Origin of the sequence: Bradyrhizobium sp. CCBAU 53340 (assembly GCF_015291645.1) — a bacterium.
GTDB lineage: Bacteria > Pseudomonadota > Alphaproteobacteria > Rhizobiales > Xanthobacteraceae > Bradyrhizobium.
This window is the reverse complement of sequence record NZ_CP030055.1, coordinates 4,127,781-4,149,052: the sequence shown is the minus strand read 5'-3', so window position 1 is coordinate 4,149,052 and position 21,272 is coordinate 4,127,781. Positions and strand designations below refer to the sequence as shown.

21 protein-coding genes and 1 tRNA gene are annotated in these 21,272 nt (G+C 62.3%); 9 read left to right on the top strand and 13 right to left on the bottom strand.

Translation table 11 applies throughout. The annotated features are described in order from the left end of the window. Window positions 1-126: 126 nt before the first annotated feature. Window positions 127-759 (bottom strand): glutathione transferase GstA, encoded by a 633-nt coding sequence (gene gstA / locus XH89_RS19725; RefSeq protein WP_194462122.1) that lies wholly within the window; start codon window positions 757-759, stop codon window positions 127-129. A 367-nt stretch (window positions 760-1,126) separates the two neighbouring features. Between gstA and XH89_RS19720 the strand changes: the two genes are divergently transcribed. The 3 genes from XH89_RS19720 to XH89_RS19710 all read left to right on the top strand — a co-directional run bounded on the left by XH89_RS19720 (window position 1,127) and on the right by XH89_RS19710 (window position 3,772). Next, a complete protein-coding gene (locus XH89_RS19720) occupies window positions 1,127-2,584 on the top strand; it encodes an amidase family protein (protein WP_194462121.1) in 1,458 nt (485 codons plus the stop codon). A 47-nt stretch (window positions 2,585-2,631) separates the two neighbouring features. After that, the gene (locus XH89_RS19715; protein WP_194462120.1) at window positions 2,632-3,204 is read left to right on the top strand and encodes a TetR/AcrR family transcriptional regulator; all 573 of its coding nucleotides are present in this window, start codon (window positions 2,632-2,634) and stop codon (window positions 3,202-3,204) included. A 190-nt stretch (window positions 3,205-3,394) separates the two neighbouring features. Then, a complete protein-coding gene (locus XH89_RS19710; RefSeq protein ID WP_246767562.1) occupies window positions 3,395-3,772 on the top strand; it encodes an antibiotic biosynthesis monooxygenase in 378 nt (125 codons plus the stop codon). Between the two features lie 196 nt (window positions 3,773-3,968). Here the strand turns inward: XH89_RS19710 and XH89_RS19705 are convergent, their stop codons facing one another. Then, entirely contained in the window at window positions 3,969-4,415 is a 447-nt protein-coding gene (locus XH89_RS19705) for a cupin domain-containing protein (RefSeq protein ID WP_194462119.1), read from the bottom strand. Between the two features lie 117 nt (window positions 4,416-4,532). On the opposite strand from XH89_RS19705, the gene XH89_RS19700 reads away from it, so the two are divergent. From XH89_RS19700 to XH89_RS41860, 3 genes are all read left to right on the top strand, one after another. Next, complete coding sequence (locus tag XH89_RS19700) at window positions 4,533-6,065, top strand: winged helix-turn-helix domain-containing protein (protein WP_194462118.1); 1,533 nt, start codon at window positions 4,533-4,535, stop codon at window positions 6,063-6,065. 229 nt (window positions 6,066-6,294) lie between these two features. Beyond that, the gene (locus XH89_RS41865) at window positions 6,295-6,885 is read left to right on the top strand and encodes an ABC transporter substrate-binding protein (RefSeq protein WP_194462117.1); all 591 of its coding nucleotides are present in this window, start codon (window positions 6,295-6,297) and stop codon (window positions 6,883-6,885) included. After that, window positions 6,882-7,274 carry an ABC transporter substrate binding protein gene (locus XH89_RS41860; RefSeq protein WP_256439955.1) on the top strand — a complete coding sequence of 131 codons (393 nt, stop codon included), beginning with the start codon at window positions 6,882-6,884 and terminating at the stop codon, window positions 7,272-7,274. The genes XH89_RS41865 and XH89_RS41860 overlap by 4 nt, the downstream gene beginning before the upstream one ends. A 99-nt stretch (window positions 7,275-7,373) precedes the next feature. On the opposite strand, the gene XH89_RS19685 is transcribed toward XH89_RS41860, so the two are convergent. From XH89_RS19685 to pncA, 9 genes are all read right to left on the bottom strand, one after another. Then, on the bottom strand, window positions 7,374-8,603 hold the full coding sequence (locus XH89_RS19685) for an integrase arm-type DNA-binding domain-containing protein (RefSeq protein ID WP_194462115.1): 1,230 nt from the start codon (window positions 8,601-8,603) through the stop codon (window positions 7,374-7,376). A gap of 160 nt (window positions 8,604-8,763) precedes the next feature. After that, a tRNA-Ser gene (locus XH89_RS19680) sits at window positions 8,764-8,853 on the bottom strand. A 280-nt stretch (window positions 8,854-9,133) separates the two neighbouring features. Beyond that, window positions 9,134-9,457: a hypothetical protein gene (locus XH89_RS19675; RefSeq protein ID WP_194462114.1), complete on the bottom strand. Its 324-nt coding sequence runs from the start codon at window positions 9,455-9,457 to the stop codon at window positions 9,134-9,136. A 229-nt stretch (window positions 9,458-9,686) separates the two neighbouring features. After that, window positions 9,687-11,537 (bottom strand): dihydroxy-acid dehydratase, encoded by a 1,851-nt coding sequence (gene ilvD / locus XH89_RS19670; protein ID WP_194462113.1) that lies wholly within the window; start codon window positions 11,535-11,537, stop codon window positions 9,687-9,689. Window positions 11,538-12,251: 714 nt separating this feature from the next. After that, window positions 12,252-13,499 (bottom strand): DUF1236 domain-containing protein, encoded by a 1,248-nt coding sequence (locus XH89_RS19665; RefSeq protein ID WP_194462112.1) that lies wholly within the window; start codon window positions 13,497-13,499, stop codon window positions 12,252-12,254. Window positions 13,500-13,594: 95 nt separating this feature from the next. After that, a complete protein-coding gene (locus XH89_RS19660; protein ID WP_194462111.1) occupies window positions 13,595-13,978 on the bottom strand; it encodes a GrlR family regulatory protein in 384 nt (127 codons plus the stop codon). Between the two features lie 37 nt (window positions 13,979-14,015). Beyond that, window positions 14,016-16,049, bottom strand: coding sequence for an NAD(+) synthase (locus XH89_RS19655; protein ID WP_194462110.1), 2,034 nt, complete (start codon window positions 16,047-16,049; stop codon window positions 14,016-14,018). Window positions 16,050-16,188: 139 nt separating this feature from the next. Then, window positions 16,189-17,247 (bottom strand): alpha/beta fold hydrolase, encoded by a 1,059-nt coding sequence (locus XH89_RS19650; protein WP_371825164.1) that lies wholly within the window; start codon window positions 17,245-17,247, stop codon window positions 16,189-16,191. A gap of 73 nt (window positions 17,248-17,320) precedes the next feature. After that, window positions 17,321-17,947, bottom strand: coding sequence for a bifunctional nicotinamidase/pyrazinamidase (gene pncA, locus XH89_RS19645; protein ID WP_194462108.1), 627 nt, complete (start codon window positions 17,945-17,947; stop codon window positions 17,321-17,323). Between the two features lie 269 nt (window positions 17,948-18,216). Here pncA and glk point away from each other — a divergent pair, with 269 nt between their 5' ends. The 3 genes from glk to XH89_RS19630 all read left to right on the top strand — a co-directional run bounded on the left by glk (window position 18,217) and on the right by XH89_RS19630 (window position 19,832). Continuing rightward, window positions 18,217-19,185: a glucokinase gene (glk, locus tag XH89_RS19640; RefSeq protein ID WP_194462107.1), complete on the top strand. Its 969-nt coding sequence runs from the start codon at window positions 18,217-18,219 to the stop codon at window positions 19,183-19,185. A 132-nt stretch (window positions 19,186-19,317) separates the two neighbouring features. Further along, the gene (locus XH89_RS19635; RefSeq protein ID WP_194462106.1) at window positions 19,318-19,521 is read left to right on the top strand and encodes a hypothetical protein; all 204 of its coding nucleotides are present in this window, start codon (window positions 19,318-19,320) and stop codon (window positions 19,519-19,521) included. Between the two features lie 155 nt (window positions 19,522-19,676). Then, window positions 19,677-19,832, top strand: coding sequence for a hypothetical protein (locus tag XH89_RS19630; RefSeq protein ID WP_194462105.1), 156 nt, complete (start codon window positions 19,677-19,679; stop codon window positions 19,830-19,832). Window positions 19,833-19,900: 68 nt separating this feature from the next. Here the strand turns inward: XH89_RS19630 and XH89_RS19625 are convergent, their stop codons facing one another. Both XH89_RS19625 and XH89_RS19620 read right to left on the bottom strand, forming a co-directional pair. Then, window positions 19,901-20,278: a response regulator gene (locus XH89_RS19625; protein ID WP_194462104.1), complete on the bottom strand. Its 378-nt coding sequence runs from the start codon at window positions 20,276-20,278 to the stop codon at window positions 19,901-19,903. 110 nt (window positions 20,279-20,388) lie between these two features. After that, window positions 20,389-21,201, bottom strand: coding sequence for a Spy/CpxP family protein refolding chaperone (locus XH89_RS19620; protein WP_194462103.1), 813 nt, complete (start codon window positions 21,199-21,201; stop codon window positions 20,389-20,391). Window positions 21,202-21,272: the final 71 nt, after the last annotated feature.

Here is a 21,272-nt window from a genome sequence, read left to right as displayed (position 1 = left end):
GTGTTTGTCCGTCTGCGAAGTTGCGCAGGGCGTGGCGGAGGTCCGCTTATCACGGAAGATCAGACCACATTTGCTCAACCTGAGTTCTTCGCATTTTGACCCGAAGCTGACCTTCAGGGTGCAGCCTCAATGAGGCTGCTTGGCCGGCCAAGGCACAAGTCCTTCGGCTGTCAGGGCAGTAACAACGGCAGGGCGAGACCCTACTCGCTGGCGATGCGCGACCACGGCGCTATACGACGATAGATCGAAATCCACCCAACTTGCCCAGTTCGATATTACAAAAAAATGCGCATCTGCCACCGAATAGTCACGTCCCATCAGATATTCGTTCGATGAAAGATGCCCATCGAGATGGGTGAAACGAGCCCTCAGACGAGCGCGGAAAACATCTCGGCCTTGCTCTGGCATTCCCTTATAGAATAGCGGCGAGAAACCACCCTTGTGCATCTCGCTCGCGAAGAAATTGAGCCACGCTTGTAGTCTTACGCGGTCGATCGTGCCGTTCGGTGGAGCGAGCTTCTTTCCCGGAACAAGGTCGGCAACGTATTGGACGATCGCCGCTCCTTCCGTGAGCAACGTTCCGTCGTCAAGCAATAGAGCGGGTACGTAGCCCAGAGGGTTCACGGTTCTGTAGTCGCCACCGCCCGAGATGGCTTTAGTGTGTTCGTCGATCTTGATGGGCTCGAAAGGGATCGCCGCTTCGTGAAGGACGATGTGCGGGAGGAGGGATGATGAGCCGGGGGCGAAATACAATTTCATGAGGCGGCCACCAACGCTAGAAAAGCCAAATCGAACGATATGATACTACGCCTCGACCCAAGAAAGATGAACGTCTGGAATTGGCCCATCGCTGCCTCATCCTACGGCCGAGGATATGTCGGCTGTCAGGGGCAGACCCGACCTAACTTAAACCGAGCCAAATCGTCGCGATTGACCCAATGCAGAAGTCACTGAACCAATCATTGCCCGCAATTGTCCGTCGACACTTCACGCGCTTGTGTCCTAGCTGGTCGCCATCATCATTGAATTACGTTCGTAATTTTATATTATGACCGTAATGGCATTGAGCTGGACCGCTGTTGGGCGGCGGCCGGGTGCCGCCAAACAGCTCCTGGCGAGGATTTCCATGGACGACACGACCACTGCCTCATCACTACAAACCGCAGATGTCAGCTCGCTTGGGCTCGCAATCGCTGCAACAGCGGTTTGCAGCGGCGACATCACCTCCGAGGCCTACACTGCGGCCCTTTTACAGCGCGCCCGAGCGCTTGCCGAACTGAACGCCTTCATCACCATCGACGAGGCGGAGGTTCTGGCGGCCGCTCGGGCCGCAGACAAGTTGCGTGCGGCCGGATCGACGGCCCCGCTGCTTGGCATGCCGCTTGGGGTGAAGGACAGTTATTTGACGAAAGGGCTACCCACTAGTCTGGGGATCGAAAGTCTGGCTCATTTTGTGCCCCGCGAAGATGCCGACGCTGTCCGGGCCATTAAGGAGGCGGGCGCGTTGATCTTCGGCAAGAACAACCTTGTCGAGATGTCTTACGGCTTGACCGGTCACAACGCACGTTATGGTCAGGTGAAGAATCCGCACGCGCGGGATCACATGTCAGGGGGCTCCTCTAGCGGCTCCGCCGCAGCGGTGGCCGCCGGCCTCGTTCCGGCGTCGCTGGGCGGTGACACCGTTGGGTCAATCCGGGTGCCCGCATCGTTCTGTGGTGTCGTGGGATTCAAGCCAACTACCGGACGTTGGCCGCGCGATGGCGTTGCTCCGATCTCCCATACGCTCGATACGACGGGCGCATTCGCGCGAAGCGTCGAGGACTGCATTTTGCTCGATCAGGTTATGACGGGTGAACAAGCGGTCGTCCAGCCGACCAACGGCGGCAACGGCCTGAAGGGAGCGAGGCTGGCCTTCGCGCCGCGACAGTTCTTGGATCTGGTGGACCCGGAAATCGAGACCCGCTTCCGCGAGGTGGTGCGGCGGCTGCAGGACGCTGGCGCCGAGATCGTTGAAGTAGACCTTGGCGACGATTTCAATGCCCTCGTCCAAACCGCGACGTGGGGCATCTTCGCTCATGAGACGATGGGCGCAATCTCGGAATTTCTTCGCCGCCAGGACATTCCGACCACCTTCGAGGCCATTTACGAGGGCCTTAAGCCCCAACTTCGGCAGGCGTGGGGGCATATTGTACTACCAGGTGGCGCAGGCGCTACCTCGGCAGAAGCCTATCACACGGCGCTCGATGTGAGCCGGCCGGAAATCCAGCGTCGGCTCAACAGGGCGTTCGTCTCTCATGGGGCGCTGGTCATTCTGCAACCGACCACACCCTGCACAGCGCCTTTGATCGAGGAGCAGACGACTGTCCATATTGCGAGGCAGGAAGTTAGCTACCTAGCTTTGGCGAACCACACCGTGTCGGCGAGCAGCGTGGGGTTGCCGGGTATCAGTCTTCCCGTCGGCCTGTCTCGCGCCGGACTGCCAATTGGCCTGGAGCTTGATGCTTCGCTAGGTAGCGACCGGACGCTTCTGGCCCTTGCACGCAAGATCGAAGGCGTTTTTGGTACCGGGCCAATCGCGATCTAGCGCCATGATCCATAGCGGATGCCGGGTATTGGTGGAGCTGAGAGAAAATGCGCTTCGAGAAGGGTCACAAGGCGGAGACACGACGGCATATTGTCGGCGTGGCATCGAAGTGCATGCGCCGGGACGGCATCTCCGCCACGGGAATTGCGGGGATTATGGGCGAGGCCGGCCTCACTAAAGGAGCCTTCTCTCCGCACTTCAAGTCCAAGGACACGCTTGTTCGCGAAGCGCTGGGCAGAGCGCTGGGTGAGCAGCAGCTATGCCTTGAGCAAGATCAGCTTAAGGGCATCGATCTCGAAGGCACGATCCGCCGATATCTGAACCGCGCCCACCTTGAAGGCGCCGCGGACGGGTGTCCCTCCGCGGCGTTGCTTCCGGAAATCGCCCGTCAACCCCTGTCCACCCGGCGAGATTACGAGAAAGCACTGCATAGCTACGTCATGGCCCTGGCCGCACTGCTTCCCGGCAGAGATTCCGTCAAAAAGCACCGGCGCGCGACGGCCATCTTCGGCCTCATGGTGGGCACCTTGCAGTTTGCGCGGGCCGTCCCCGACACCATCCAAGCAGAGCGGATCCTGGAAGGCGGCGTTGAGGCCGCGCTGCAGTTGGCGAGAGTTTGATCTTGCTAAATTTGGAGCAATGGAGCGGTGCGGGAAGATTTGTCACACCGCCGGAACGAGCCAACACTCCGGACGCCCACTAGCCGACCGCCGGCAATGTCTCCTTCTGGCCCATCGCTACGGTATCCCGCGGGGCGCGTCATTTGCGTCCAGCAACGACCTCGGGCGGTCGATCCGGCGCGAGGCTGAAATGGTGACGGTCCTATTGGAACTCCCCCTCGTGATAGGCAAGGCATCAGGCAACAAAAGAGAGGACCGAACCGGCATGATCAGCCTAATAAATGTCTTCACAGTAAATCCAGCCAACCAGGACCGGCTCCTCGATTTGCTTGCGCGCGCGACCGATGAATTAGTCAGCCGGGCACCTGGCTTTGTTTCCTCGACCCTTCATCGGAGCCTCGACGGCACGAAGGTGACCATGTATGCGCAGTGGCGCAGCGCGGAAGACTATGAGGCCATGCGCCAGGATCCTGGACCGTTACCCTTTCTCGAAGAGGCGCTCACCATCGCGAAATTTGAGCCGGGCATGTATGAGGTCGTGCGCACATTCTCGCCCATTGATAGGTAGGCCTCGCCCCCGCGCGCGAATCCGGACTTCCGCTGTTGGCCCATCGCGACAAACTCGGCCCGCGCGTCGATGTCGGCGATGAGAGCTAAACCGGACCCGGCATTGACAGGGTCAAACCGACGCGATTGACCCTGAGCCGACATTCTCTTCTGCACCAGCCCCGCTGGATCTGATCCAGCGGAGCCTGAAGAGGTTACTACGGTACTTTACGGTCCATCTCAGGTCGTAGGACGACACTTTCCTGTGCCGTCGCTTCGTTGCGTGAGCCAATGAACACGGCCGGTTGTGCGCTTCGGTTCACAGCAACGTGCAGCATGTTTGCGGGAATGAAGATGTAATCCCCCGGACGCACGGTGTCGCGATGCTGAAGTTGGTCGCCGGTCCACAATTCCATCTCATCGCCGCTGAGCATGTAGAGCGCGGTTTCGTGACACTCGTGCACATGTGCCAGCGTTCGCTGCCCGGCCGGAAGCGTGATCATCCCGAGCCAGAGCGATTGTGAGCCCACTGTTTCTGCACTCACTCCGGGCTGGTAATCGCTGCCTTGCTCTGCGCGGTAGCCCGCGCCACTCTTGACGACCGAGGCTTTCTGCGCTGCAGCAATCGCATTGCTGTTGCTTTGTGTGGCTTCAAGGACCGTCATCGAACCCTCCTTTGGTGAACAGATCCACGCGCGTAAATTTCGTCATCAGCTTCCGAAAAGTCTTGAACGCCAGGCCGAAATGTTCCGAAAGTTTGCAAAACCAGCTAGTCTCGCGGCATGTCTACAGATTTCGCCTTCGGCCCGTTTGCTATTGATCTGCAACGAGGAGTCCTTTTTCGAGAGGGCCGGCCCGTAGCAATCAGCAGCAAAGGTTTTCGGTTGCTTGAGGCGCTGCTTGGCTCACCCGGTCGAGTGCTGACAAAAGACGAATTGATGCAGGCGGCCTGGGGCGACACGGCGGTCGAGGAGAGCAACCTTTCGGTTCAGATCGCCGCGCTGAGAAAGCAACTAGGGCCTACTGCAGAAGGGGGAGATTGGATCACCACGGTTCCACGGGTCGGCTATCGGTTCGTCGGGCCGGCGACGGAGCCAATGCAACAGATCGCTGAGGCGAAGACGTTCGCGGCTGAGCATCGGCCTTCGATTGCTGTTCTGCCGTTCCTGAATTTGAGTGGCGAAAAGGAACAAGAATATCTCGCCGATGGTATCACCGAGGATATCATTACGGCACTGACGCGGTTTCGCTGGCTTTTCGTCATCGCACGCAACTCAAGCTTTACCTACAAGCACAAATCGCTTGACGCAAAGCAGATCGCGCAGGAGCTCGGCGTTGAGTATTTAATCGAGGGAAGCATCCGCAGGTCCGCTCAGAAGATCCGGATTTCTGCACAGCTGATAGAGGCCACATCAGCAAAGCACATCTGGGCTGAGCGCTATGACCTCGAATTGACCGAGGTGTTTGCAATTCAAGACGAAATTGCAGAACGCGTAGCGGGTGCTATCGAACCGGAGCTGCTCAAAACGGAAGGCGCGCAAGCAGCGGCTCGACATACCGGTAACATTACAGCCTGGGACATAGTAAGGCGTGGGACCTGGCATTTTCATCAGGTCACTAACGAGAATCATCTGAAAGCCCGAGAGCTATTTCGTCAGGCCGCTAGTCTCGATCCCGAACTTCCAGAAGGGCATCTTTGGCTCGGTCGGGTCAGCGCTGGCCTGGTTGCTTATGGCTGGTCCGACAATCGTGCTGCCGATTTGCAGGAGGGCATGGAAGCGGCTTTAAAGGCGGTTCGGCTGGACGAACGAAACCCCTATGCACACTACTCGCTTGCGATCGTCAGCGCGTATGCAGGCCAGTTCGAGCAGTCGATTAGCGCCGCCAGAAAAGCGATTGAAATCAGCCCCAGCTTTGCTCTGGGGCATCTCGTCTTGGGAATGGCTCTCCTGTTCGGCGGACGTTCGTCGGAAGCAATCGCACCACTTGAATATGGGGTCCGATTGAGCTCTTACGATCCCCAGAATTTCGTCTGGTTCAACATTCTTGCGCTGGCAAGGCTCTTCTCCGGACGCGCCGAAGCTGCTCTGGAAACAGCAGCGCGCGCTCTACAAGTCCGGCCGAATTGGCGAACCAGCCTGGAAGTGCTCGTCTGCTGCTATGCGCAGCTGGGAAAGTGGGACGAAGCACGACGCTGCGCGCGCCAGATGGCCGGCGATGTAACACAGCCCGACGACGTACTGACACCGCTTAGAACCCATAATCCGGCATGGGCAGAGGACATGGCCAGCAGCCTTCGTAGAGCGCAGATTTAGTACGGACGTACATCGCCATGTCGCCTTGTGGCCCTTCGCTTCCTTTGCGTTGCGGCGAGATGTCCGGGGTCGGGCGTAAAGCACCGCTGGTCAAAACGGCGCCGTTGACCCATCTGAGACATCGCGCCTAATTGCGTCTGAGGCCGGTTGGGGGCCATTTCTCACCGCGCCCCCTTCTCCAAAGTGCTAGGCTCTAGGCACTGGACGAGACCTGCCCTCAGGGAGGCGCATGCAACGGCGCAAGTTCATCATGGCGCTCGGTAGCGCAGCGGCGACTTGGCCGTTTGTCGCGCGTGCGCAGCAGGCGGCGAAGCGCATGCGGCGGATCGGAGCTCTCATAGGATTCGCCGAGGATGATCCGGCCACCCAACGCCGTGTTGCCGCTTTTTTGAAGGTGCTCGCCGATTTGGGCTGGACGCCGGATCGCGACGTCACAATCGACTTTCGTTATGGAGCGGGAGACGCCGACAGAAACCGAGCCTTCGCGAAGGAATTGGTTGGCCTCAACCCCGATGTAATCCTGACTACCTCCACATCCGCCACTGCGGCCATGCAGCGCGAAACGAGCATTATCCCGGTGGTCTTTGTGACCGTTTCCGATCCGGTCGGTAGTGGCTTCGTGGCCAGCCTACCCCGACCCGGCGGCAATATTACCGGCTTTATCAATGTCGAGGGTTCGATCGGGGGAAAATGGCTTGAGCTCCTGAAAGAGGTAGCTCCTCGCACAAAGCGGGCTGGCTCATGTTCAATCCGGCGATTGCTACCTATTTTGACTATTACTGGAAGCCATTCGAAGCGGCGGCAAGGGCCGCCGACGTGACGCCGATCCCACTGCCGGTTGGCAACGTTGCCGACATCGAGGAGGCGTTCGCAACAAGGGATCGAGACGACGGCCTCGTTCTGATGAGCGATGCCTTTTTAACCGTAAATCGGGTCCTGATTAACGAAAAGGCGCTGCAGTTTCGTATCCCGGTGGTTGCCGGCATCTCTCAAAGCGGTTCCCTGATTTCTTATGCGCCAGATATCGAGGACCTCTTTCGACGCTCCGCATCCTACGTGGATAAGATACTTCGCGGTGCCTCGCCCGCCGATCTGCCGGTGCAGTTGCCGACCAAATTCCAACTGATCATCAACCTGAATACAGCAAAGGCGCTCAATCTCACCGTGCCGCCGACGCTGCTCGCCAGCGCCGACGAGGTGATCGAATAGAGGTGTTGATCTGCTGTGGCGCATGAGTCTCTTCTTGGCCCTCAGCCGACCATTTGCCGAACGCTTGCAATGTCAGCTTCTTGGAGCAGAGCGGGCGCCCTACCCTGTCCTCCGGTCATCCAATTGGGCCACGCTGGCGCCGTTCAGAAACGTGGCCCAATCCTTCATCAACGCCCGGCGCTTCTCCAACTTTTGGCCTCGCTGATAAGCTGCAGTGGTTTCACTCTTGTACTTGTGAGCCAACGCGGCCTCGCGTACGCCGTCCGGATAATCGGTGCATTCCTCAGCCCAAGTTGCGAAGGTCGACCGGAAACCGTGCACTGTCACGTGCCCGTAGCCAAGACGATCGAGTACCGCGAGCATCGCGTTCTCGGAGAATGTCCCGCCTTCGGGATTTGTGAAGATCAGTTCGCCTTGACGGCCGTCTCGCATCTCATCGAGGACCGCCAACGCGGGATTCGTCAAAGGAGCGTAGTGGTCTTGGTCCATCTTCATTCGCTCTCCCGGGATCTTCCAAGTCGAGCTTGGACGATCGATCTCCAACCAGCGCGCTTCGACCGCCTCGTTCGTCCGGCAAGCTGTGAAAATTAAGAAGCGTAGCATTGCGGCGGCTATTCCGGGTGCGCCAGCAAGGAGTTTCATGAACGCTGGCGCCTCGCTGTAAGGCAAAGCCGGATGATGGCGGACAACCCGCTTGGCGCGCTTCGGCAGCTTCTCGCGCAATTGCCTCGTCAACTCCGCCGGATTACGAAAGTCTGGATCGTCGATATCGACGTTCTTCGCGATAATCGTTTCGATCCGGCCGCGGACCCGGTTCGCGGTCTCCCGTTTTTCCACCCAGATTGGCTTCAGCAAATCGTGGATGTGGCTCGGCTTGATCTCCGGGATCGTCAGCTTGCCGATGGTGGAATAAGCGTAGCGCTTGAGAGAAGACGGCCACTGATCGCGATGCTTCTTGCTCCAGGTCGACCAGTTCGCCCGGATGTAAGCTTCCGCGCACTCCTCGAACGTTGGCATGACGACCTTGGCCTCGACGGCTTTCGCCTCTTCGCGCGCCTGTCGCCGCTCCTGCACGATGTCCACGCCGGCGGTGCTGCGATCCCCCTTCACGCGCAGCCGCGCAGCATCGCGTGCCAGTCGCGCGTCCTTTAACGACACATCCTTCAAGGAGCCAAGACCGTGCCAACGCTCCTTGCCATCCTTCCAGAACCGGTACGACCAGCTTTTCGAAGTTGGTCCTGTAACGATCAAATAAAGCCCACCGCCGTCGGCGTATTTGCCGGGCTTGGTTTGGCGATCGACGTCGAGTGGTTTGAGTTTTCCAGCCATTATTCCTCCAGGAAACCGTCCTCCGAACCCACGGTCTAAAGCTACGGTCAGCGAGCCGATTAAGGGGAACACCGGGGAACCGCGAAGTACAGCTCTTCGGCGTAAGCCACTGATTTTGCTGTGGAGTTCGAACGACTGCGAACAGTGGAGAACAATATACTGGCGGAAGGGGTGGGATTCGAACCCACGGTACCCTTGCGGGCACGCCGGTTTTCAAGACCGGTGCCTTAAACCACTCGGCCACCCTTCCAAGTCCGGAATGGCTGTCGCTTAACGCAGTCGACAGCGCAAGGCAACGCGAAGTTGGCTGCGGGCCTGGAAGCTTTGTCGGGGAACGGATCTGTCGGGCGCGCGTCAGCCTGTTCCTCGCCTCAGGCAGGACTAGCGACCCAGGACACTCGCGACTGGGAGGCCCGGTTGGGTTCGCCTCCATGCCCGGGCTGTGTTTGGCTTGCCGCAAAAGAAAACGCGGCGCCCTGATGACGCCGCGCAATCGTTGGCTTGTTGCGCTTGGTGTGACCCGCGTCGGCTCAGTAGCCGCAATGGCCGCAAGCCGGCTGCACGGGCGCGTAATAGGAATAGCCCGGCGACACCATCTCGACGCGCTGGCGCGTGGCGTATTGCGGCGGGATACGCTCGTACTGGACGGCGGGCGGCGCCACCATCACGGTCTGCGGCACCATCACGGTGCGGTACTGCGCCGGCGTGCGGTGCGCGACGACGGAGCCCGGCGACACCATCACTGTCTCGTCGACAGTGCGGTATTGCGGCGGAACGTATTGCTGCTGATAGCAGGTCGTGCACGGCGGCGGTGCGTAGCAATTGTAGCAGCCGGCGGAGGCTGCACCCGTCATGGAAATCGCGGCGACGGCAGTTGAGAAAACGACAGCAAAAGTACGAGACATATTGATGGTGCCCCAGTTGCCCGAAAATGGATTTGCGAAGGTCGCGGGCAGTATACGCCGCAAAACCTTGCCTTGCCGAAGTTCGTCGAGGCATCCTTAATGCGAACAGCCGGCTTTCGCCGGCCGTTCAGAACTTTTGACTATGCACGCGCCATGCGCGACGGCCGCATCGCCTCGCTTACTTCGTGCGCCGCTTCACCTCGCGCACGGCACCGCGCGCGGCGCTGGTGGTGAGGGCTGCATAGGCCTGCAGCGCGGTCGAGACGTTGCGCTTGCGACCCACGGCCTGCCAGGCGGCATCGCCCTTCGCCTCTTCCGCGGCGCGGCGCTTGGCGAGCTCCTCGTCGGAGACCTCCAGCGTGATGCTGCGGTTCGGGATGTCGATGGCGATGACATCGCCGGTGCGCACGAGGCCGATATTGCCGCCTTCGGCGGCTTCCGGCGACAGGTGGCCGATCGACAGGCCCGAGGAGCCGCCGGAGAAGCGGCCGTCGGTGACGAGCGCGCAGGCTTTGCCGAGGCCCATCGATTTCAGATAGCTGGTCGGATACAGCATCTCCTGCATGCCGGGGCCGCCGCGCGGGCCTTCATAGATGATGACCACGACCTCACCGGCCACGACCTTGCCGCCCAGAATGCCTTCGACGGCCGCGTCCTGGCTCTCGAACACGCGCGCGGGGCCGGAGAATTTCAGGATCGAAGAATCGACGCCCGCGGTCTTCACGATGCAGCCGTCCTGCGCGAGGTTGCCGTAGAGCACGGCAAGGCCGCCGTCCTTGCTGAAGGCATGCGCGAGATCGCGCACCACGCCCTTCTCGCGATCGGCATCGAGCTCGTCGTAGCGACGCTCCTGGCTGAAGGCGACCTGGGTCGGAATGCCGCCCGGCGAAGCGCGATAGAAGGTGCGGACAGCCTCGCTCTTGGAGCGCATGATGTCCCAGCGCTCCAGCGCCTCGTTCATGGTCGGGGCGTGCACGGTCGAGACCGACGTGTCGATCAGGCCGGCGCGGTCGAGCTCGCCGAGGATGCCCATGATGCCGCCGGCGCGATGCACGTCCTCGACATGCACGTCGGCCACCGATGGTGCCACCTTGCACAGCACGGGCACGCGGCGCGACAGCCGGTCGATGTCCTGCATGGTGAACTCCACCTGCCCTTCGTGGGCGGCGGCCAAAAGATGCAACACGGTGTTGGTCGAGCCGCCCATGGCGATGTCGAGCGTCATCGCGTTCTCGAATGCCTTGAAGTTGGCGATGTTGCGCGGGAGCACGCTGGCGTCGTCCTGCTCGTAATAGCGGCGGACGATATCGACGATGGTGTGGCCGGCTTCGACGAACAGGCGCTTGCGGTCGGCATGGGTGGCGACCACCGAACCGTTGCCGGGCAACGCGAGGCCGAGCGCCTCGGTCAGGCAGTTCATGGAGTTGGCAGTGAACATGCCCGAGCAGGAGCCGCAGGTCGGACACGCCGAGCGCTCGATCACCTTGACGTCGTCGTCGCTGACCTTGGAATCGGCCGCGGCGACCATGGCGTCGATGAGGTCGACGGCCTTGGTCTTGCCCTGCAGCTTGACCTTGCCGGCCTCCATCGGGCCTCCCGAGACGAACACGGCGGGGATGTTGAGCCTGAGCGCTGCCATCAGCATGCCGGGCGTGATCTTGTCGCAGTTGGAGATGCAGACGAGGCCGTCGGCGCAATGCGCGTTCGCCATGTACTCGACGCTGTCGGCGATCAGCTCTCGCGACGGCAGGCTGTAGAGCATGCCGTCATGGCCCATGGCGATGCCGTCGTCGACCGCGATGGTGTTGAACTCCTTGGCGACGCCGCCGGCCTGCTCGATCTCGCGGGCCACCAGCTGGCCGAGGTCCTTGAGGTGGACGTGGCCGGGCACGAACTGGGTGAAGGAGTTGACGACCGCGATGATCGGCTTGCCGAAATCCGCATCCTTCATGCCCGTCGCGCGCCAGAGGCCGCGGGCGCCCGCCATGTTGCGGCCGTGGGTGGTGGTGCGGGAGCGATAGGCTGGCATGGCGGTTTCCGTCCTCGGGTTGGGTGCCTGAGCGAGAAAATATGAAGCCGCCGCAGGCCTTTCCGGCCGGATAGCGCACGGGCTGGGCGCGCGCAACGGGAACTTGCCCCGAAACCGCCTGGATTGGCCCGGCGCAGGCCTCCCCTGCTCCCGGCGCGGGCGGTCTCTCACATGTCCCGGACGCAGCGCAGCGTCTCTTCGACGGTGCGCTGCTGAGCCGGGACCCATGTGGCAGCGAATGCTGTGGCCACCTGGATCCCGGCTCGCGCTCCGCGCGTCCGGGACACGAGAGCGGTCGTCGATATTGGATTGCTCGCGCAGCGATTCCACGAACGACAGACGATGTGGACATCTGTTGCGCTTCGACGTCGAACTCAGACAGTGCGCGCGTTGCGCGGGCAGACGCACGCATTCGCGCGCCGATCAAGCACGATTCAGTCCGTAGTGATCCGGAATGGAATCCTAACCTTAACTCGCGTACATCGCGGGACATCGATCGGCGGCCACTTCCACGGGCATCACCCTCTGATCGCGCACTATGGGGTTGGGGGACCACATGGGGCGGGGGATTGAAGGCTGGGGCAAGGTGACGAGGTCCGGACTCCTAGGCACTCCGGACCTCGAAACTTTCTACTTCGAACGCAATTTCGCGCCGCCGGCTTAGTGAGCCGCGCGGCGCGAAGTCGTTTTGAAAGCGCCTTGCTTATCCGGCGCTCAGCGCGTTTGCGGCTCGAGAGTCACCGTGCAGTCGCCCTGCCCTTGCGTCGCGACCACGATATCGCCAGCGGCGGCACCGAGCGGAATCGGGGCGGACGAGCCGCCACCGGGCAACTGAACCGTTACGCTCAGCGAATCCGAGCGCGCGCTCGAGCCCACCGTTGACGGTTCGGCTTCGGCCACGTTGCCCGAGGCATCCCGCCGCATGATCCGGCAATTCACATTGCCACCGCCGCTTGCGGCCATGCTCGTTGATGCGCCACCGCTCATCTCCGCACGCGCTCGCGACGGATCGCGCGGCACCTGGCTGACGATGCGATGCGTCCGCGGCTCCACGATGACGACGTCATCGTCGGTCGCGAAATATTCGTAGTCCCGATATTCCGGCTCGATCGAGACGATCTCGGACGGCAGCCGATAGAGACGCACGCGCGGAGGAATCGTCTCGCCGACGCGGATCGAAATGTTCAGGTTGCGCTCCGGCTCCGCCAGGCGCTCGCGGCTCAGTCGTTCGGAGATTTGCACCTGCTTCTCCGAGGTCACGCGGGCCTGCTGATTGACCTGCGTGTTGGTCTGGGTGGTCTGGTTGGCTTGATTGGTTTGCGTGCCCGTCGCGGGCGGCGCGCTCTGTGCGTTGTTGGTTGGAGCCGTCCGATTGGTGTCGGTTGCGGTGGCCGGCCGATTGCCTGGCTGCGCGGGCTGCTGCTCGGCTGCGTTGCGCGGTGGCTGGCTCTGGTTGCGCTCGCCCTGGTTGGCCGCCGCTCCCGTGCGCTCGTTCTGCTGAGCAGCGGGACCGCTCTTGGATTTCTCGGATTCGGCCGTTGATTTCTGCGGCGCAGACTTGTCCGACTTCGTCTCGGCGCGGCTCTTGTCGGCGTCGTGCCCCGATTTGGCGCTCTCGGCCTCCCGGTTGCGATCTTTCGATGGCTCGCGGGATTCTTGGGCCTGCTCCTTTGCATTCGGCTGGCGCTTGTCCTCGTTGGCCTCATGCTTGGCGGCGCCCTTCTCCTCGCGGCCCGCGCCTTGCAGTTTCTCCTGGGCGCCCTGCGCGCGCTCTTGAACGCGCTCTTGGCCGCGCTCCTGGACACGCTCCTGAGCCGCACCGCCGTGCTGCGGCGCCGCGCCTTTCGCCGGTTCCTCGGTCCGTTTCGGCTCGTCCTTCCGCTCCGGCGCCTGGGCATAGGCGAGCCCGGACGCGAGCATGAGGCCAATGGCCGCGGTCGATAACATCAAGTGCTTACGCATGGTCCCTCTCCTCGACGATTCGCAACAACAGACGCGAACGTTCTGTCGCAGCGAATGTTCCTGAGCGGGAACGTCGTTCCATGAGAAGACCGCGCTTACATCGCATCCTTCAGCGTCAGCCGCGCGGTGAAGGTCACGCTGGTCTTGCCGACCAGCGCCATGCCGTTCACCTCGGCACCACCTGCCGAGTAGTCACCCGAGAAGCCGCAAGTGACCTCCCTGCCGCCAAAGGCCAGCGTCTTGCCCACCGCTTCGGTATGCTGGTTGACGATCATGTCACCGCGCCACTTGCCGTTCCGGAAGGTGTAGCTGCCGGTGTAGTAGAAATAGCTGTCGCCACCCATGATGCGCCCGTCGCAAAGCACGACCACGCCCCTTGCCTGCCCGCGCTTGCCATCACGCATTTCGATGTCGAAAATATAGAGGCCGTTGACGACCCTGACCTCTTCGCCCGCTTCCGACCTGGCCTCGCCGGACATCAAATCATCTCCCGACAATCGCGATCGCCGACATCGATCAGCCCGGCACATTCCGCTCGAGATCCTCGAGCCAGGCCGCCGCACTGGAATCCGACGGTGCACGCCAGTCGCCGCGCGGCGACAGCGAGCCGCCAGCCGAGACTTTCGGTCCGTTCGGCATCGCCGAGCGCTTGAACTGGCTGAACGCGAAGAAGCGGCGCAGGAACACTTCGAGCCAGCGGCGGATCTCGGGAAGATCGTAGGCCCTGCGCTTGTCGCTCGGGAATGCCGGCGGCCATTCGCCCTTCCCGACATCCTTCCAGGCGTGCAACGCCATGAAGGCGATCTTGGAGGGCCGCAGGCCGAAGCGCAGCGTGTAGAACAGGTTGAAATCCTGCAGCTCGTAGGGTCCGACCGAGGCTTCGGTGCTCTGCGGCTTCTCGCCCGGCTTGACCGGAACCAGCTCCGGCGAGATTTCGGCCACCAGGATCGAACCAAGAGTCCCGTTCACATCGCCGCTGAACTGCTTGGAGGCAATCACCCAGCGGATCAGATGCTGGATCAGCGTCTTCGGCACGCCGGCATTGACATTATAGTGCGCCATCTGGTCGCCGACGCCGTAAGTGCACCAGCCGAGCGCGAGCTCCGACAGATCGCCGGTGCCGATGACGATGCCGCCGTGATGGTTGGCGAGCCGGAACAGATAGTCGGTGCGCAGGCCCGCCTGCACGTTCTCGAAGGTGACATCGTAGACCTTCTCGCCCTTGCCGAAGGGATGGCCGATGTCCTTCAGCATCTGCGTGGCGGTGGTGCGGATGTCGAGTTCCTGCGAGGTCGTGTTGAGCGCCTTCATCAGCGCCAGCGCATTGGTCTTGCTCTCGCTGCCGGTGGCAAAGCCCGGCATGGTGTAAGCCAGAATATTCTCCCGCGGCAGGCCGAGCAGGTCGACCGCCTTGGCGGCGACGATCAGCGCATGGGTGGAGTCGAGACCGCCTGAGACGCCGATCACGACACGCTTGGTACCGGTGGCGCGCATGCGCTGCACGAGGCCTGCGACCTGGATGTTGTAGGCCTCGTAGCAATCCTGCTCGAGCAGGCTTTCGTCGCTTGGCACGAATGGAAAGCGTTCCACCTTGCGCAGGAAGCCGATGTCGGCGACCGGCGGCTTCAGGGCGAATGTCACTTTGCGGAACAACGCCTCGCGCTGCCGGCTGTTGTCGTCGAACGTGCCCATCATCGCGCGCTCCTGCCTGAGCAGGTCGAGATCGACGTCGGCGTAGGTGACTTGACCGCCCTGGCGAAACCGCTCGCCCTCCGCGAGCAGCACGCCGTTCTCGTAGATCGATGTCTGGCCGTCCCAGGCGAGATCGGTGGTGGATTCCCCAGCGCCTGCGGCGGAGTAGACATAGGCCGCAAGGCAGCGCGCCGAGGTCGACTGGCACAGTAGCGCACGCGACCGCGCCCGGCCGATCGTGATCGGGCTGCCGGAGAGATTGATCAGCACGGTGGCGCCGGCAAGGGCGAGCTCCGAGGCCGGCGTCACCGGGATCCACATGTCCTCGCAGATCTCGACCCCGATGGTCAGGCCCGGAACGTCCTCGGCCGCAAACAGCAGATCGACGCCGAACGGTGCACGCAGACCGCCGAAGCCGATCGTTTCGCCCAAGATGCCGGCACCGGATGCGAAATGGCGTCCCTCGTAGAATTCGCGATAGGTCGGCAGATAGATCTTGGGCACGACGCCCAGAATATGGCCGCGGTGAATGACGACGGCACAGTTATAGATGCGATTGCCAAAGCGTAGCGGTGCACCGACGAGCAGGACGGTCATGAGCGCGGAGGAGACTTCGACGATCGTGACAAGGCCGCGCTCGACCGCGTCGAGCAGCGGATCCTGCATCACCAGATCTTCGATCGCGTAGCCCGACAGGCAGAGCTCCGGAAACACGGCAACTGCCACCGACTGGTCATGGCAGGCGCTCGCGGCCGCCAGGATGGCCTTCGCATTGGCCGTGGGATCGGCCACATGAGAGGTGGTGACGCAGGCCGCCATGCGCGCAAACCCATGGGCGTAGATCGAGTGGAAGTTCATCGCGCAAAAGACCCTTAAATCTTGTCGGACCAGCCGCGTCCGGCTCCGGACTCTATGTAGCCGATCGCCATGGCCCCGTGCAGGCCATCCGCCACCATGCATAACGGATTTGCAGCTTCGCCGGGCCTCTTCGGCAGCGTCAGGCGCTTCGTGCCAGCACGCTGGTGAGATCATCCCGGAGCCATTCGGCAATCCGGGGCCAGGCATGGGCGTGAGTCCGCGCGCCCATGAACAGGCCGAGATGGTTGCTCGGCTCTGACGCCGCGGCAACGAAAGCCGGCGGCGTGCCGATGAGGCCGGCGGTTGCGAGCGCCTGCACGGCCGGCACGACGCCGTCGTCGAGGCCGGCCAGCAGAAAGACCGGCGCCTTGATGTCCTTCAGGTCGATGGCGCGGCCGAGTGCCGTGAAATTGCCAGTTGCGATGCGGTTCTCTCGAAAGATCCAGTTGACGATCTGGAGATAGTAGGTGCCCGGCAGGTTGAGCGTTTCGCTGTTCCAATGGTCGAAGCGCGCGAGCAGGGCCGCCCCCTCCTCGTCCGAAAGGTCCCTCTGCAACGCCGTCGCGATGTCGTCGCGGCTTGGCGTCTTGGACCAGACGTGCAACATCTCCTTGCCGCTGACATTGCCGCCGCCGCGCGCAACGAGCTGGTCGTAGACCATCTCGGGCGCGCTGCGGGCGAGTTGCGACAGGCGGGAATCGACCGACAGATCAACCGGCGCCCCGACCAGGACGAGCCGCCGCACCTTGGCCGGAAAGCGCGCCGCATAGAGCAGCGAGAGCCAGCCGCCCTGGCACAGGCCGACCAGATCGACCGGCGCGCCAATCTCCTCGACAGCTATGTTGAGATCACTGAGATAGCTGTCGATCGAGAGATAGCGCATCTCGGGCGAGGCCGAGCGCCAGTCGGTGAGATAGACCCGATCGACGCCGCCATGTTGCAGCGACTGCACCACGCTGTGGCCAGGCGCGAAATCGGCGATCAGGGCGCGATGCAGCGCATAGGGCGCGCAAATCAGCGCCGGCTGGCCCGATTGCGTTCGCGAAAAATCGCGCAGGCGCATGGTCGCCAGCTCCAGCGCCAGGGCGCCGGGCGTCGTCCAATCGAGTTCGCTCTCGCCCCGCTCCACGGGGCCGCGTTCCAGCCACCAGAAGCAGGCATCCATGGCGAGCCTTGCCGCTGCAAACGGCCACAGCATGGGCTCGTCCGGACCGCGTTCCGATCCGCCAGGCTGTTGTCCGCTGTTCTCCTCCGCCATTATCGTGTGGTCCTCACAGGAATGCCTCCAGGCTGACGACGGAAATGCCGAGCTGGCGAAAACTCTGATGGGTCGCGGCGACCGAACCGTCGAGGTCAATGCCGCGGCAGGCGTCTTCGATCACGGCGACCTCGAACCCCGCCTTGCGCGCATCCTCCGCGGAAAAGCGGACGCAAAAATCGAGTGCCAGGCCGGCAACGAAAACATTCTCCAGCGTGCGTTCCCGCAAATAGCCGAGCAGGCCGGTCGGCGTCCTCTTGTCGTTCTCGAACAGCGCCGAGTAGGAATCGATCCCACGGCGAAAGCCCTTGCGCACCACCAGGCTGGCGCGCGTGAGGTCCAGATCGCGATGGAATTCGGCGCCGGCCGTGCCCTGGACGCAATGCGTGGGCCAAAGCACCTGGGTGCCATAGTCGAGCTCGACGGTCTGGAACGGCTGACGGCCCGCATGGTTCGACGCGAAGGAGACGTGGTCGCCCGGATGCCAGTCCTGCGTCAGCACCACATTGGCGAATTTTTGGGCGATCCGGTTGATGGCTGGGACGACCTTCTCGCCGCCGGGAACGGCGAGCGCCCCGCCCGTGCAGAAATCGTTTTGCACGTCGATCACCAGCAGCACGTCGCGGTCGGATATTTTCATCGAGAGGACCCATGTCGTCCGTCCGGCCCAGATGGCGCCGGCCGATCTCTACAGTCTCGACCTTCCCGCGCGGCTTCGCAACCACCGGCCTCCAGCGACAATGTCGCGCCAAGGCCCGCCGATCACCCCGGATGCAACGCTTTGGCCTCCTTCGTGTTGACTAGCCACATCCGAGAGCGGATTCTCCGATATCCGTGGCATATGGCTCGGGGTGAAGGAGCGGAGGAGAAGGTTCCCGCGGCCTGCAAGGTCACGGCAGCCGAATGGTCATGAGTGTCGGCAAGACAGGAAATATTCTTCTCGCCGATATCGGCGGCACCAATGCGCGCTTCGCTCTCAGCAATGGCGAGCAGATCGGAACGATCGACTATGTGAAGGTCGCCGACCACCCGACAGTCCGCGAAGCCATCGCCGACGTGCTCCGGCGCGCCGATAGCGAGAAGCCGGTCAGGGCCATTCTGGCCGTCGCGGGTCCCGTCACCAACAACCGCTGCGTCATGACCAACAGTCCTTGGGTCATCGACGGCAACGAGCTTCAGCCGGCGCTCGGCTTCGACAGCGTCCATGTGCTCAATGATTTCGAGGTGGTGGCTTGGTCCTTGCCCGCCTTGCAGCCGGCCGACCTGATTCCGCTCGGCGGACAGGATGGCATGTCCGGAGAACCGCTGCTGGTCGTCGGCCCCGGGACCGGTTTTGGCGTCTCCTGCCTGATCGAACGCCACGGCGCCCGGCTCGCCGTGGTCACGGAGGCAGGTCACGCCACCCTGCCGGCAGAGAACGAGCGCGAGGAACGGGTGATCGCCTCGATGCGCCGGCGCTTCGGCCATGTTTCCATCGAGCGCGGCGCCCTCTCCGGCTCCGGGCTGCAATCCCTCTATGAGGCGCTGGCCGAGGTCGATGAAGCCCAGGTGCCGCAGCGCGATGCGGCCGGTATCACCAAGGCGGCGCTGGACGGGACCTGCGAGCTCAGCCGCGCGACGCTGGAGATGTTTTGCGCCATCCTTGGCTCGGTCGCCGGCAATCTCGCGGTGACCTTCGGCGCCCGAGGCGGTGTCTACATTGCCGGCGGGATCGCGCCGCGCTTTCCGGAATTCCTTTCGGCTTCAGCGTTCCGCGCGCGTTTCGAAGCCAAGGGGCGCTTCCAGGACTATTTGCGCAACATCCCGACGCGCCTCGTCATGAAGCGCGACGCGAGCTTCGTCGGCCTGAAGATGTTTGCCGACCACATCGCGGATTAAGTCGCCCCGTTACGTCGACCGTTTTCCCAACTGATTGCGGCCAATGCGCGGTTCCACCTAGAATCGCGCTTGCCCGCCGGTTTCCTTTGAGAAACAATCGGAGCATGCGTGGCGTAGGTGCGGGGGCGTGACATGCGTAAGCAGGACGTGGGCTTCGACTATCATCGCTATCATCGATTGCTGACCGAGGCGGACGATGACGATAAGCGCATGGCGCTGATCGAGCTGTTGATCGAGGAGAAGGCCCGCGACCGGCTGGCCGCCCAGCGCGCCTCGGACCGCGCCGCCATGACGGCCCACACCATTGCGACGGTGCTGAAGGCCGGCCGCAACTAACACTTGCAAGATCTGGAAGTCCTCGAGGCGCCAGCCGGCAGCAGAGCGGTCGATTGCGATTCCGTTAAGGATCCCTGGCAATCCTGTATCAAACTTTTTGCTCTAGGAGTTCCCTCACCTGATGCAATTCAGGATCAACACAGGGGGGAATGAACATGAGCATGATTTCGCTCGCCGAAATGCCGACTGCCGTCGAGGCCCGGTCGGCTGACTATTCTTTCAAGACCATTGTCGTCTTCTGCTGCGCAGGCCTTCTCGCCTCGCTGAGCCTGATGGCGCACGGCATCGACCTCGGCGCCGGCCTGATGTGAGACACTGACGGACCTCTGGTCAAATGGCCGCCCCTTTCGGGCGGCCATTGTCGTTGGCGATATAGGTGTCAGTGCGGGGCGCCCGCGGCCGCATCCGGAAACAGCGAGTCGATCATGATCTTGAGCTGGTCGAGCGCGATCGGCTTGCGCAGGATCGGTCGGCGCCGGAGCAAGGACGGCAGCAATTCCGGCCCGTAGCCCGTGGCGAACAGGAACGGCTTGCCGCGGCGCTCGATCAAATCGGCGACCGGGTCGACGTAGACGCCCATCAGATTGATGTCGAGAATGGCGAAATCGTACTGCGCGGTCATCGCAAAGGCGCTCGCATCGCGCACATTGTCCGCCTCCGCGACGACATGGTGGCCGAGCTCCTCCACCATGTCCGCGATCATCATCCGGATCAACGCCTCGTCTTCGACCAGGAAAACGGAGAGTCCGTCCGCCATCTCAACCTCGCAGCCACCTTGCGAAGCTAAGCATACTCAATTGCAGAAAGCATTCACGAAATCGTGGCAGGCGCCGTTAATTTCAGCGCGGATGATCCGATCCAACTTGATCAATCCAGCCCGCGCTCGTGGCTGAGGCGAACCATTTCCTGGATGAACAGCTCCTTCTGCTTGTCGTCGAGGCTCGAGTACAACGGTTCGGCGGCATCGGCGACGTTGCGCTGGTCGGCGGCGCGGTCGATCAGGAACTGCGCCTCGTTGCGCATCTGCTCGATGATGTCGTCAGGCGGATCGCGCTTGGCCCGCGCAATGCGCAGGTTGAGCCGCTCCGCGCCATTGTGCCCCAGATAATGCATGGCACTGGAGAAGCCGAACCAGTGCTTCTCCTGATCGGGCGTGAGGTTCAGCTCGGTCTTGATCCGCTCGATATAGGAATCGCTGTTGGCGACGATCTGGTCGGCGGTCAGCTGTGGCGCGCCGGTCTGGGTCAGGACCGTGACGTCCTTATTGGCGTTGTCATTGCCCTGGGGCGCGTTCTTGGCTTCCTTGGTCGCTTTGGTACCCTTGCCAGCCTTCGCGCTCTTGGCGTCCTTGTCCTTGCCGGCACCCGGCTGCTTCGAATCCTTGCTGGCGTCCTTGGTGGCATCCTTGGTCGCGTCCTTGGCAGCCGGCGCCTGGTTATTGTTGTTATTCCCGACGCCGAGCACGCCGGTGAAGACGCCGACCACGCCGCCAATGGCACCACCGAGGACGCCGCCAACGGGCCCCGCCGCCTTGTTACCGGCCGCCGCCCCGTCCTGGACGCCCTTGACCAAACCTTGTGCATTCGCAACCGCGGCCGCGCCGACGAGCAGTATCAGCACGGACCCGAGCGCAAGCCCTCGTCGCAGGCCAAGCCGCGCAGGCGGCGCCGGGTTGATCATTTGGGTCTCCATCTTGATCTGCTTGCCTTTTAAGGGAACGGCAGGCCTCCTGCCGGTTGCAACTCTACCGT